The sequence below is a fragment of the Pseudomonas sp. EA_65y_Pfl2_P78 genome (genome assembly GCF_963970495.1).
Classification (GTDB): domain Bacteria; phylum Pseudomonadota; class Gammaproteobacteria; order Pseudomonadales; family Pseudomonadaceae; genus Aquipseudomonas; species Aquipseudomonas baetica_A.
On the sequence record NZ_CAXAON010000009.1, the window covers coordinates 110,275 to 121,844 of the forward strand.

Consider the following 11,570-nt stretch of genomic DNA (forward strand, 5'->3'; position numbering starts at 1 on the left):
GTAGCGATTGATGCGGGTTGCAAGGCGATCAATTGTGGGGGCGAGCCTGCTCGCTCCCACAGGGTTTTGCGGTGTCAGTGGATGATCCAGCTCAGCAGCCATAACCCCAGCAGCAACCAGATGATCCCGGCAATGATCGATGCATTCATGAATGCGCGGATCGCGGACCACAGCAGCATCAAGCCGACGATCAGCGCGATGATGCTGATGATCGACGTATCCATGCCCAAGGTCCTGGCCAAACCGTCGACAAAGTTGCCGCCGGCATTGCTCAACAGGTTGAACAGCCCGCTGAGGCCATCAACGATAAAGCGGATGACCGAGCCGAGTGCCTGGCCGAGCCATTCGAAAAAGCTTTCTACCTGCATGTGTGCATCCTGATGAAAGAGCTGAGCCTTGGGCCACAAGGTGGGTGGCCGAGTTCCCTGCAACTATAGAGGGTTTGCCTCAATCCTGTGACAGCCCCTTGCCTTCAACCGGCATCCCCCCGAAGCTATACGCCTTCAGGAGAGCCCGATGAACCTTGTTGAACTGACCGAACGCCTGCACGCCATTCGCGACCGCAATGACTGGCGGCAATTTCACAGCCCGAAAAACCTCGCCATGGCCGCCAGCGTCGAGATGTCCGAACTGGTGGAAATCTTCCAGTGGCTGAGCGAAGACCAGTCGCGTCAGTTGCCGGCGGACAAACTGGCCCACGCCGGGCAGGAAGTCGGCGATATCGTCCTGTATCTGTTACTGCTGTGCAGCGAGTTGGGGTTGGACATGAATGACGTGGTGCGCAGCAAGCTCGCCGACAGCGAACGGCGGTTCAGCTGATGAGCGACCGGCATTTCGATCAGTTGGCGACCCGTTTCGCCGAAAAAATCTACGGCGGTGCCAAAGGCGCGATTCGCCTCGCAGTGTTGCAGGCGGACCTTGCCGAAGCGCTGCCGGATCGACCGTTGCGCGTATTGGACATCGGTGGCGGGTTGGGCCACATGTCGCTGTGGCTGGCCGAGCGCGGGCATGATGTGACCTTTACCGAGCCGGCCGAGCCGATGCTTGAAGGTGCGCGCCAGCGGTTTGCCGATGCCGGGCAAACCGCGACGTTCATTCAGGCGCCGTGGCAGGAACTGCTCGGGCAACTCACCGAACCCTACGATCTGGTGATCTGCCACGCGGTGCTGGAATGGCTGGCCGAACCCCACGCGATCCTGCCGGTGTTGCATCAACTGACCACGCCCGGCGGCTGGCTGTCCCTGGCGTTCTACAACCGTGATGCGCTGATCTACCGCAACCTGCTCAAAGGCCATTTCAAGAAGATGCGCAAGAACGTCATGGCCGGCGAAAAACAAAGCCTGACCCCGCAGATGCCCCTCGACCCACGGGAACTGGCGACGCAACTCGCAGGCCTGTGGCAGGTCGAAACCCAAAGCGGGGTGAGGGTGTTCCACGATTACATGCCGGTCGAATTCCAGGCCCGCGCCGAACTCGTGGATTTGCTCGAGATGGAACTCGCTCACCGTCGTCACCCAAGCTTCGCCGGGCTTGGGCGTTACTTGCACTGGATCTGCCGGCCGATCTGATCGGAGCCTGAAATGAACGCTCAATGCGGGTTATTGCTGATGTGTCTGGGGTTGGCCGCCTGCCAGGGCAACAACCCCTATGTGGCGCAGTCGCTACCCTTGCCGCCCGCGCCGCCGCAAGCGGCCAACACCTTTGATCGCAGCGCCTACCCGGCGCCACCACGCGATTACGGGCGTTATCGCAGTTGGGCGTGGCTCAACGGACAATTGCCACCCGGCACCGCGTGGGCCGATTCGGCGCAAGTGGCCGAAGCGGTCAGCAATGGGCTGGACCAGCGCGGCTTGCGCCCGTTGCATGACAACCGCCCGGCCGACCTGTTGGTCAGCGCCCGTCTGAGCCTGCAAACCCGCCTGCGCCAGGTGCAGGACAACAGCGGTTACTACGGTGGATACGGCGGCTATGACCGTTATGGTCGCGGTTACGGGATGTACAACACGGTGCCCATCGTGCGCACTTATCAAGAGCAGGTAGTGGTGGTGCAGGTCGACTTGTTCGATGCCGGCACCGGTCAACCGGTCTGGAGTGCCAGCGCCGAAACGGCGGACAAGGGCAGCCAGATCGATCGCACCGATGCCATTCGCGAGGCTGTGGAAAAAGCCTTGTCGGCGTATCCTCCGAGTTAGCGCTCAGCAATGGGGGCGCTGTCGCAGGTTCATGTCTTCAACCGGAGAAATTCCATGTTCCGCCGTCTCGTTTTACTGGCCATGGCCGCGCTGCTCAGCGCCTGCGCCGCCAACCCGGTCAATCATGACTTCGATGCCAGCCGCGACTTTGCCGCGTATCGCAGTTGGAGCTGGAAAGAGCCCGCCCTGCAATATCGCCCTGATGACCCTCGGATCAGGAGCGACCTGACCGAACAACGCATTCGCCAAGCGGTCGCCGATCAACTCGATCAGCGCGGCTTGCGCCCGGCCGCGGCCGGCGCCAAGGGTGATTTGAGTGTGCAGACTTACCTGATCGTCGAGGATCGTCAGCAGCAAGTGACGACCAACTATGGCGGCGGTTGGGGTGGGCCGTGGAATGGTTACTGGGGCGCGCCGATGTACAACGAAACGCGCAACATTACCTACAAGGTCGCGACCCTCCAGATCGACCTGCTCGATGGCAAGGACGGCAAACTGGTGTGGCGCGGCAGCGATGAGCGCATGCTCAGCAGCACCCCCAACCCGGCGGATCGCAGCGCTGCGGTTCGAGAAACGGTCGGCCGGATTCTGGCGAACTATCCACCGCGCTAACCCATCCTCAGGTTGACGCCATCCCACAGGGTTCGTCGTCAGGTGACGTGGCGTTCTGCCAGCCGTCTCGCTCAGCCCCGTCTACACTCAACTCCATCAATGGAGGTAGCGCTCGGCAGTGCGCCGGCAAAGGAGTGCGGCATGTCGCCTCGTTCGCAGTTCAATGGTCCGGCCCGGCAGCGGGGGGCAATCGGTTTGATGGCGGCGCTGACCCTGGGGTTGGCGCTGGTGTTGATGCTGGTGGTGGTCGACAGCGGTCGGCTGTACATGGAACAGCGCAAGCTGCAGCGAGTCGTCGACACCGCGGCGCTTGAGGCCGTGAGTCGCGGTGGTAGTTGTCAGTCCGGTCTGACCGCTGCCAGTTACGCCGGGCAAAGCGCCGTGCGCAATGGCTTCGCCGTCAATGCCAGTAACACTCTGGCGACGACCTGCGGCACTCTGCTTACCGGGCCAACCGGTCTGCGTACCTTCACCGTCAGTGCAACCCAGGCGACCGCCATCAAAGTCGCCGCCAGTCACACCGTAGCCACCAGTTTTGCCAATGCTGTGTATGCGTTGTTCAGTGGGGCGTCGGTCAGCCTCAACACCGTACTTCGTGCTTCTGCCGTTGCTGCCCAGCCACAGCCACCGGTTGCCCAATTGAGCATCCGCAGTACGCTGGGCAGTATCAACACAGCGCGATCGAATATTCTGAACCCAGTGTTTTCGGGGTTGCTCGGAGGCAACGTCAACCTGACGTTACTCGGCTGGGACGGGTTGCTCCACACGGACATCAATCTGCTCAAATACCTGGACCAACTGGCGATCAACCTTAATGTGGCCGCCGGTGATTACACCCAGCTACTCAACACCCAAGCCTCGGTGACCCAGCTGATTCAGGCCGCTGCGGCCGTAGTTCAGGCCAATGGTGCGACTGCCGAAGTGATTACCGCTCTAGGCAACCTGCAAGCGGCGGCGCTCAGTGCCGCCCCCGTCAAACTGGGAGATATTTTACAACTGCAGACCGGCACCACATCGGCCGGGCTGGATGCCGACGTGCAGTTGCTGCAGCTGATTCAGGGCGTCGTGCAACTGGCGAACAGCAAAAGCGCGGTGGCTGCGACATTGCCAATCAGCGTGCTTGGGCTGGCGAATGTCACGGTGCGGGTCAAAGTGATCGAGCCGCCGCAGTTTTCCGCCATCGGCAATCCGGCGTTGGCCAAGATCAACCCCACCGGGCCTGACCGGATTTATGTTCGCACTGCGCAGATCCGCACGATGCTGTCAGTGAATCTGCCGGTGCTGACTGGTGTGAGCGGGCTGAGCAACGCAGTGCTGGGGCTGGTCGGTACTTTGACCCCGACTCTCAATTCACTGCTGAGTCTGAACCTGGTCGCTACGCTCAACTCGGCCGCTTGCCTGCTGGGTGCCGGTTGTCAGCAACTGGATCCGAAATTGTTGCCGTCGCCCCAAATCGATATCAGCCTGGATGCCGGTGGCGCCACCAGCTACGTCACTGACTACACATGCCCAACCGGCACCAGCGGCACCAAGAGCCTGACGGCTCATGCCACCACGTCTATTGCTGATCTCAAGGTCGGCAAAATCGATCCGACCAATGCCTTTTCATCGGCCGCCGAACCCACGGTTACGCCTTTGCCGTTGATCGACCTCGGCATTGTGACCTGCCACAAGATTCTGGGGATCGGCAGTTGTGATGCCAGCACCCATGTTCAGTATGGCGCCGGCGGCATCGCGATCATGGCCAGCACCAGCGTGGCGGGCAGTACTCAAGATCTGCTTTATTCCAGCACTACACCTTTCCCAATACCGGCCAACCTTAAACTGCCGCCGAGCACGTTGTCCGCCACGCCCTCCAGCAATGTTGTCGGTAGCCTGGCGAGCACTCTGGCCGGTATTAATCTGATTGTTTATAAGCCGCAAGGCGGTAACCCGTTTGGTGCCATCGTTGCGGGCGTTGCCAGTTCGATAAGTGACGTCGCCAGCATTCTCCAACCGCTGATCACCAACCTGTTGAGCCCGCTGCTCGATCCGTTGCTCAACAACTTGCTAAATAGTCTTGGCATCAACCTGATGGCTGTCGATGTCGGCGCCAATATGACCTGTGGCCAGACCGGCAAGGCCTATCTGGTGATCTGATCGTCCTCGGCCATCGGCAGTTCGATACAAAACCGCGCGCCCTCGTCACCATTGCGCACGCTCAGGCGTCCGCCCATGTTGTCGACGATGCCGTAGCTGACCGACAACCCCAACCCGGTGCCGACGCCGACCGGTTTGGTGGTGAAAAACGGTTCGAAGATCCGTTCAATCAAGCGCGGGTCAATACCGCCGCCGTTGTCCTCGACCCACAGTCGCACCACATGCTCATGGCACTCGGCATAGACCGCTATCCATGGCTGGAAGTCGCGGTCAGCCTCGCGTTTGCCGAGCAAAGCGTCGCGGGCGTTGACCATCAGATTGATCAGCACCTGCTCAAGTTGATCGACGTAACCGCGCACCTGGACTTCAAAACCGGCCTCTTTGATACGCAACTCGACGCCTTTGCCGCGCAAGCCCTCGGACAATAGCGACAACGTGCCTTCAATGGCGTCGAGGGGGTTGAACGGATGCTGTTCGATTTCCGAGCGGCGCCCGAACACGCGCATGTGATCCACCACCCGCGCTGCCCTTTGAACCTGGGCGTCGATACGGTTGAGCTTGTCGGTCAGGTAGTCGATCTGCGCGTCGCCATTGTTCAAGCGCTTGAGCACATTGACGATGGCCATACGCATCACGTTCAGCGGCTGGTTGATCTCGTGGGCCAGGCCGGTGGCCATTTCGCCGAGGGTGGCCATTTTCGCACTCTGGGTCAGTTGTTGTTGCGAGCGGCGCACCTCGGTGTTGTCGCGACCCACGGCTTGTACCTCGATCAGTTGCCCGTGCTCATCGAATACCCCACGATCCGACCAGACCCACCACGCGTGTTCGCGGCCGGGCAGGCGCAGATTGATCTCAGCGGTGCTCACTGGCAGTTGCGGGGTCAGTTGTGCCAAGCGCTGGACGAACGCCTGGCGCTGTTCGTCCGACATCCAGTTGCCCAGGTTTACCCCGGGCAACTGCTCCGCTGTGCATTCCAGATAAGTCGCCAAGGGGCGATTGCCGAAGGTCAGGGTCAAGTCCGGGCGGTAGCGGCAAATCATCGCTGGGGAATCTTCCACCAGCATTCGGTAGCGCTCTTCGCTGGTCTTGATTTGCTCGGCGGCGAGGGTCGCTTCGGTGACGTCCAGCCATAAACCCACGGCCTCTACCGGCAGGCCCAAGTCGTCGCGCAGCAGTTTGGCTTCGTCGAGCAGCCAGTGTGCGTTGCCTTGGCGGTCGAGCATCCGATATCGCGCGCTCACCGAGCCTTCGCGCAGCAACTGCCGCGTGCGTTCGAAATAGCGAGGACGGTCTTCGGGGTGTATGTGTTCCACCAGTCGGCCATCGTCACAGTCGGTCAGCGTCCAGCCCAGCAAGGGTTGCAGGCTGGCGCTGAAGAAGGTCGGTTGCAGCGCCCCCTCGACGTAGCGTTGCACGTAGATCACGGCGGGGGCGCTGGCGATCAGATTGTCCAGGCGCGCATGGGCGGCGGCGGCCTGTTGCTGTTGATTCTTGATGTCGCTGATGTCGAGCATGAAACCCACCAGCCTTCGCTCGGTACCGATGCCCAAAGAGCGACCTTGCAGGCGATACCACAGCGGCTGTGGTTGATCGCTGCGTTGCAGGCGCACGCACACCTCCAACGGGGTGCCTTCCCCCTGCAAGGCTTGCAGGCGACTGCGCAGCTCATCCCGGTCGGCAGGATGCACATGATCGAACCAGTCCTGAATCGGCAGCCGCTCAGCTTTCACATCCAGACTGGCGGCCAGTACCGGGGCCAACTGTATTTCGGCGCCGTCGTGGGTCATCTCCCACCAACCCGTACCGAGCAACGCTTGCAGAATCTCCAGGCGCTCCAGTTGCTGGTGATGGTGATGCTCGCGCAGGCGCTCCAGCAGAGGGGCGGCCACGGCAGCGGCCAACAGCAGCCAGTCGTGATCGTTCAAGTCCGGCGCCTGTTGCTTCGCGTTGTAGCCTGCGCAAAGCAACCACGCCGCCACACCTTGGGCGTCGCGGTAAGGCACGGCGAAGCTTTCGTCGAGACCGAACAGTGCACTCAGGCGTGGCTGTTCGCTGGCCAGCAAACGTTGTGGTAACGCACCGTTGAGGCTGTCGAGCCCGGTCCCCAATCGTTGCTGGTCATGCCACATCTGCAGTGCATCTGGCGCGGCGTAGTGCTGATGAATCTGCCAACCCAGGCCTTGCTCATCGAGCAGGGCCACTGCCAGACATGGAATGTGCAACTGCTGGCTCAAGCGTTGCAGTTGTTCGCCAAGCACATCGGGCAGGCGCGCAAGGCTGCACAAACGCAACTGATCGCGCATCTGCGTGGCCAGCCACTGGCATTGCTCACGATTGCGCGCCTGAAGCCGCTCACCCAGCAAGTCACCGATGTCCAGCAACTGCAAAAGCCAGCCATCGCCCTGGGCCTGCACCCAGCCGCGCAAGTGCAGCGGTGCACCGTTCTGGCTGAAAAAATCGAGGTCGAGCAATTGTCCTTGCCAGTCGGCGGGGCGACCTTCTATCGCCAGGCTGCTGTAGGGCAACACATACTCCAGCAGATGCGCGGGCTGGGGGCCGGACATCCGCTGCGCCAGCACATGGCGCAAGGGGCCGCTCAAATGATTGACGTGGCCTTCGCCGTCCAGATACAGCTGCAGGCCGACACTCGGCACCACAGGGCTGTCCAGAGGCTGTGGCGTCTCGGGTTGTCGATTGAGCAGGCGAGCGAACAGCTTGTCACCGGAACTCAAAATTGCAGGCTCGAAGACGCGCTCAATGTCACTGGCAGACGCGGCACCGAACCGATGCCGGGCAGCACCAGAAACGGCAGCGCCTGATTGAGCTTGGCGGTGGGGTAGTTGACCGTCACCGTCAGCACGCCGCCGACATAGGTGATGTTGCTGTCGGTGGCCGCATCGAAATTCAATGCGCCGGGCAGCCAAGCCAATTGGCGGGTCAGCTCGGTACGGGCCGTGGTGATGACGGTGGTTGAGTAATCGGCAGAGGCCGGATCCAGCGCCACGCTACGGCGCACGGCCTCGGCAGTGGACTCATTGAACGACTGCATCAGCAACAGCGGCAGGCTGTAGCTGACCAAGCCATAAAACACGGCGAAGAACACGATGAACACCAAGGCGAATTCGATGGCGACAGCGCCTTTTTGCTTGCGGGGGAGGCTGGATTTCATGAGTGCGTCTACCCTGACATTCACTGCTTAATATCAGCATAGAATCATTCAGCCAAAAGGGACGTTTTTTACCGCATGCACAGCTTTGTCCTACTGATCTGGCTGACACTTTGCGCGGCGCAGGATGCCCGACAACGGCATATCGGTAACGGCCTGACTTTGGGTGTTGGAGGGTTGGCCACCGTTTATCTACTGACGACCGGCAACACTTGGCTCGGCGCCGAACCGGTTCAAGGAGCCTGGGCGGTGCTGCTGGCCCTGGCGTTCACCCTTCCCGGTTATGCGCTGAAACGTTTTGGCGCAGGCGATGTGAAACTAATGACAGCCTTTGGCGTTGCGACGGACGGTGCTCACTTGCTCGGCGTGTTTATCGGCGCAGCGCTTGCCAGTGCACTCTGGGTCCTGTTGGCGCCAAGGCTCTGGTTGCATATGAGTCAAAGGCTTAGAGAACGTCTTCGATATATGAGGCCTGAAGCGTCAAAAAAGCTGCCATTTGCACCGTTCGTGCTGGCAGGGTCAATTCTCACCTTGTTGTGGCTCCATTAGTCGCGCCTTGCCACTACTGCTATGTACATAGTCGGAAAGTGGGTCTACTTTCAAATCAGTGTTTGTACGGCAGCGTACTGTAAGTACAGGAACGGTCAGCCTTTGGCCCGAGCATGGAGTGGCATGTGAACGAGCTTACATCTGTTGTAAAGGTGCTGGTGGTCGACGATCAACCGCTGATTGTCGAGGAACTCTGCGAATTCATCGAGAGCAGTGGCTACCGATGTGTGCCTTGCGAGTCGAGCAAGCAGGCCATTGAACAATTCACCGAGGACACCGCCATTGGCCTGGTGCTGTGCGACCTGCACATGCCGGACATGGACGGCATTGAACTGGTGCAGGAACTGCAGCGGTTGTCGGGTAAACATCGGGTCTTCGAGGCCATCATGCTGACCGGGCGCGCCGACAAGCAGGACGTGATCAAGGCCTTGCGTGCCGGCATTGCCGATTACTACCAAAAGCCCATTGACCTGGACGAACTGCTCGAAGGTTTGCAGCGTCAGGAAGCGGCATTGCGGGAACGGCAGAAAACCCTGCAGTTGGGCCACCTCAATCAAAAGCTGCAATACCTGTCCGAGTCGATCGACGATCTTTACCAGGACCTCGACAAAGTACGCCGCGGGCCTTCGACGGTGAGTGAAGAGGCGTCGGGTGATGGCGAGGGGGTGGAGATACCGGAAATCTTCAATCAGTTGTCGCCCCGCCAGATCGATGTCGCACGGTTGGTCGGCAAGGGTCAGACCAACTATCAGATTGCCTGTGAACTGGGGATTACCGAGAACACGGTCAAGCTCTATGTCTCGCAGGTCTTGCGCCTGACACACATGCACAATCGCACCCAATTGGCGCTGGCGTTGTCGCCGAGCAATTCGGGTATGCGTCATCGGGTGACTGCGCATTGATCCCCTCTGACCCCGGTGTTATGCGGGGTCAGCTACCTCAAACGATGTGGGCTTTGGACTTGGGAAACAGGTTGTCCAGGGTTTCCAGCAACCGTACGTGATAGATCGGTTTACGGAACAGGTCCAGCACCTGCAGGCGCAGCATATCGCTGACATCCTCCATGTCCGCATGCCCGGACGTGACGATCACCGGCAGATGCTGGCGTGAGGTGTGTTCACGCAGCCGCTTGATCAGCGACATGCCACTTTCTTCGGGCATGCGCAGATCAGTGATCACCAGGGCGATATCCGGGTGGCGGGTCAGATGGTGCAGGGCCAGCTTCACCGACGTGGCGGTATGACAGGTGAAGCCTTCACCCTCCAGCAACTCTGCCAGCTCCAGCAGTGCGTCTTCTTCATCGTCGACGAGGAGCAACTGCTGGCGCGGGGAGTATGGAGAGTTCATGGGCAACACCTGCAATGGACTGAGTGCTGACGGTAGAACCCAATGGGCGTATTGACAAGTTATCGGTCCGATCAGGTGAGGGCGGTCTGGATTGTAGTCAGGATGGTGGTGACCGCGTTGCCTATACCGTTGCCGAATGCGGCAATCACCAGCGCCACCAGGCCGACGACCAGCGCGTACTCGATGGCGGACGCGCCTTCAGTGTCTTTGCCCAAGCCTTTGTAGAGGGCGAGATGAGATTTGATTTTTTGAGCAACCTTGGAATACGACATAAGCATTCTCCTTGGGGCACACCAGGTGTTGCGCGTTCGCAACATGATTTCCCTGTGCCACCCTCAGCATTGTTGGCAATTGCCACCCCTTCAACTGTAAGAACGGATTAACACCTAAGTAGTAGGGCGCCGTTTAACGGCAGAAAACCACATTTGGCGCCTTAGACCTCTACTTTTGCTGGATATTTCCCACTTCGTAATGGCGTTTTGTTCTGCCTGCGCTACGGTTAAATAGCGAAATAGTTACTTGTTCATAGCTGCCTGATTGCGAAGTTATCTCGTTGGAATTCACGGGACATTGCATGAGAGACAAAGCGATGCGGGAAAGGGAGAGCCGTCATGAACAGTCGCGTCACTCTGGGTCTGGCCGGGTTGTTACTGGCGGGCGCCATCATTGCCGGATATTGGGGGCTTACCTTGAGCCGGGCACCGGTCGCTGAACCGGTCGCTACCCCCGCCACTGAGCCTGTGGTGCCGTCAGCCGTCAAAACCGAACCTGTGGAAGACCCGACGCGTCAGCCCGTCGTCGTACTGCTGCGAGACATCCCGCCGTTCGTGAACATCACCGCCGCCGACGTAGCCGTGGAAAAACTGCGCACTGCGCCTGCCGGCAGCCTGGGCAATGTCAATCAAGTCATCGGCCGTGCGCCTTGGCGGCACTTGAGCGCCGGCAGTTGGCTGAGTGACGAAAGCTTCGAATCCGGCAGCTCACTGGCCCGCATGATCCGCCCCGGCGAACGGGCGGTGGCGGTGGCGGTGGACGAAGTCATCAACGCCGGCGGGCAATTGGCCCCCGGCGATTACGTCGACGTGCTGCTGTTTCTGCGCAAGGACGAAAACAATCCACAGCCCTCGGCACAACAAGTGGTGTCGGCGGTGCGTGTGCTCGGCGTCGGCAACCAGTTGGGCCTGACCAACGACGGCCAGCCTGCAGATCCCGCACGCAGTGATGAGGAGCGACTCAAACAGGAACAACAGCGCCAGGCCGCCCGCAGCGTGCTGCTGGCCGTGCCAGAGACGCTGGCCAGCCGCTTGATGCTGGCGTCCAGCGCTGGTGTCTTGCGCCTGGCCGTGCGCAGCGCCGATGAGCAGCAACTGGCGAAATACTGGGCGGGCGAAAACAATGTCGCTACCCAGCTCGACACGCCTCGCCGCGAACTGATCGAGTTCAGTCAACTGTCCCAGGCCCCGCCGCCCAAACCCATGGCCGTGGCCGGCCAGCCCGGCCCACGCAAACCCACCGTTGAAGTCATCCGCGGTGCTGAAACCGCCCAAACCACACCCTGAATCGAG

The 11,570-nt window shown here is 60.3% G+C and carries 13 protein-coding genes; 8 read left to right on the plus strand and 5 right to left on the minus strand.

The genetic code is table 11. From position 1 onward, the window contains the following. Positions 1–74 precede the first annotated feature (74 nt). Entirely contained in the window at positions 75–368 is a 294-nt protein-coding gene (locus tag AACY02_RS10420; protein WP_339431857.1) for a hypothetical protein, read from the minus strand. A gap of 148 nt (positions 369–516) precedes the next feature. Between AACY02_RS10420 and AACY02_RS10425 the strand changes: the two genes are divergently transcribed. The 5 genes from AACY02_RS10425 (at position 517) to AACY02_RS10445 (ending at position 4,943) form a co-directional block, all read left to right on the plus strand. After that, positions 517–819: a MazG-like family protein gene (locus tag AACY02_RS10425; RefSeq protein WP_221732792.1), complete on the plus strand. Its 303-nt coding sequence runs from the start codon at positions 517–519 to the stop codon at positions 817–819. Beyond that, entirely contained in the window at positions 819–1,568 is a 750-nt protein-coding gene (locus tag AACY02_RS10430; protein WP_339431858.1) for a methyltransferase, read from the plus strand. The genes AACY02_RS10425 and AACY02_RS10430 overlap by 1 nt, the downstream gene beginning before the upstream one ends. A gap of 12 nt (positions 1,569–1,580) precedes the next feature. Continuing rightward, on the plus strand, positions 1,581–2,192 hold the full coding sequence (locus tag AACY02_RS10435; RefSeq protein WP_339431859.1) for a DUF4136 domain-containing protein: 612 nt from the start codon (positions 1,581–1,583) through the stop codon (positions 2,190–2,192). Between the two features lie 54 nt (positions 2,193–2,246). Then, positions 2,247–2,804, plus strand: a complete 558-nt coding sequence (locus AACY02_RS10440) for a DUF4136 domain-containing protein (protein ID WP_339431860.1) — start codon at positions 2,247–2,249, stop codon at positions 2,802–2,804. Between the two features lie 141 nt (positions 2,805–2,945). Next, entirely contained in the window at positions 2,946–4,943 is a 1,998-nt protein-coding gene (locus tag AACY02_RS10445; RefSeq protein WP_339431861.1) for a pilus assembly protein TadG-related protein, read from the plus strand. Here the strand turns inward: AACY02_RS10445 and AACY02_RS10450 are convergent. After that, the gene (locus AACY02_RS10450; RefSeq protein ID WP_339431862.1) at positions 4,928–7,675 is read right to left on the minus strand and encodes a PAS domain-containing sensor histidine kinase; all 2,748 of its coding nucleotides are present in this window, start codon (positions 7,673–7,675) and stop codon (positions 4,928–4,930) included. The genes AACY02_RS10445 and AACY02_RS10450 overlap by 16 nt on opposite strands. Then, a complete protein-coding gene (locus AACY02_RS10455; RefSeq protein WP_339431863.1) occupies positions 7,672–8,112 on the minus strand; it encodes a TadE/TadG family type IV pilus assembly protein in 441 nt (146 codons plus the stop codon). The genes AACY02_RS10450 and AACY02_RS10455 overlap by 4 nt, the downstream gene beginning before the upstream one ends. A 75-nt stretch (positions 8,113–8,187) precedes the next feature. Between AACY02_RS10455 and AACY02_RS10460 the strand changes: the two genes are divergently transcribed. Both AACY02_RS10460 and AACY02_RS10465 read left to right on the plus strand, forming a co-directional pair. Continuing rightward, positions 8,188–8,658 carry an A24 family peptidase gene (locus tag AACY02_RS10460; RefSeq protein WP_339431864.1) on the plus strand — a complete coding sequence of 157 codons (471 nt, stop codon included), beginning with the start codon at positions 8,188–8,190 and terminating at the stop codon, positions 8,656–8,658. A gap of 125 nt (positions 8,659–8,783) precedes the next feature. Next, complete coding sequence (locus tag AACY02_RS10465; RefSeq protein ID WP_339431865.1) at positions 8,784–9,560, plus strand: response regulator transcription factor; 777 nt, start codon at positions 8,784–8,786, stop codon at positions 9,558–9,560. Between the two features lie 37 nt (positions 9,561–9,597). Here AACY02_RS10465 and AACY02_RS10470 read toward each other — a convergent pair whose 3' ends face one another. Together AACY02_RS10470 and AACY02_RS10475 are read right to left on the minus strand one after the other, a co-directional pair. Beyond that, on the minus strand, positions 9,598–10,005 hold the full coding sequence (locus tag AACY02_RS10470; protein WP_339431866.1) for a response regulator: 408 nt from the start codon (positions 10,003–10,005) through the stop codon (positions 9,598–9,600). Positions 10,006–10,076: 71 nt separating this feature from the next. Then, positions 10,077–10,277, minus strand: a complete 201-nt coding sequence (locus AACY02_RS10475) for a Flp family type IVb pilin (RefSeq protein WP_339431867.1) — start codon at positions 10,275–10,277, stop codon at positions 10,077–10,079. A gap of 339 nt (positions 10,278–10,616) precedes the next feature. Here AACY02_RS10475 and cpaB point away from each other — a divergent pair, with 339 nt between their 5' ends. Then, complete coding sequence (gene cpaB / locus AACY02_RS10480; protein ID WP_339431868.1) at positions 10,617–11,564, plus strand: Flp pilus assembly protein CpaB; 948 nt, start codon at positions 10,617–10,619, stop codon at positions 11,562–11,564. Positions 11,565–11,570 lie beyond the last annotated feature (6 nt).

Bases quoted from the DNA above. Each gene is read 5' to 3' on its own strand.
- AACY02_RS10420 (WP_339431857.1), bottom strand. From the start codon at position 368: ATGCAGGTAGAAAGCTTTTTCGAATGGCTCGGCCAGGCACTCGGCTCG.
- AACY02_RS10425 (WP_221732792.1), top strand. From the start codon at position 517: ATGAACCTTGTTGAACTGACCGAACGCCTGCACGCCATTCGCGACCGC.
- AACY02_RS10430 (WP_339431858.1), top strand. From the start codon at position 819: ATGAGCGACCGGCATTTCGATCAGTTGGCGACCCGTTTCGCCGAAAAA.
- AACY02_RS10435 (WP_339431859.1), top strand. From the start codon at position 1,581: ATGAACGCTCAATGCGGGTTATTGCTGATGTGTCTGGGGTTGGCCGCC.
- AACY02_RS10440 (WP_339431860.1), top strand. From the start codon at position 2,247: ATGTTCCGCCGTCTCGTTTTACTGGCCATGGCCGCGCTGCTCAGCGCC.
- AACY02_RS10445 (WP_339431861.1), top strand. From the start codon at position 2,946: ATGTCGCCTCGTTCGCAGTTCAATGGTCCGGCCCGGCAGCGGGGGGCA.
- AACY02_RS10455 (WP_339431863.1), bottom strand. From the start codon at position 8,112: ATGAAATCCAGCCTCCCCCGCAAGCAAAAAGGCGCTGTCGCCATCGAA.
- AACY02_RS10460 (WP_339431864.1), top strand. From the start codon at position 8,188: ATGCACAGCTTTGTCCTACTGATCTGGCTGACACTTTGCGCGGCGCAG.
- AACY02_RS10470 (WP_339431866.1), bottom strand. From the start codon at position 10,005: ATGAACTCTCCATACTCCCCGCGCCAGCAGTTGCTCCTCGTCGACGAT.
- AACY02_RS10475 (WP_339431867.1), bottom strand. From the start codon at position 10,277: ATGTCGTATTCCAAGGTTGCTCAAAAAATCAAATCTCATCTCGCCCTC.
- cpaB (WP_339431868.1), top strand. From the start codon at position 10,617: ATGAACAGTCGCGTCACTCTGGGTCTGGCCGGGTTGTTACTGGCGGGC.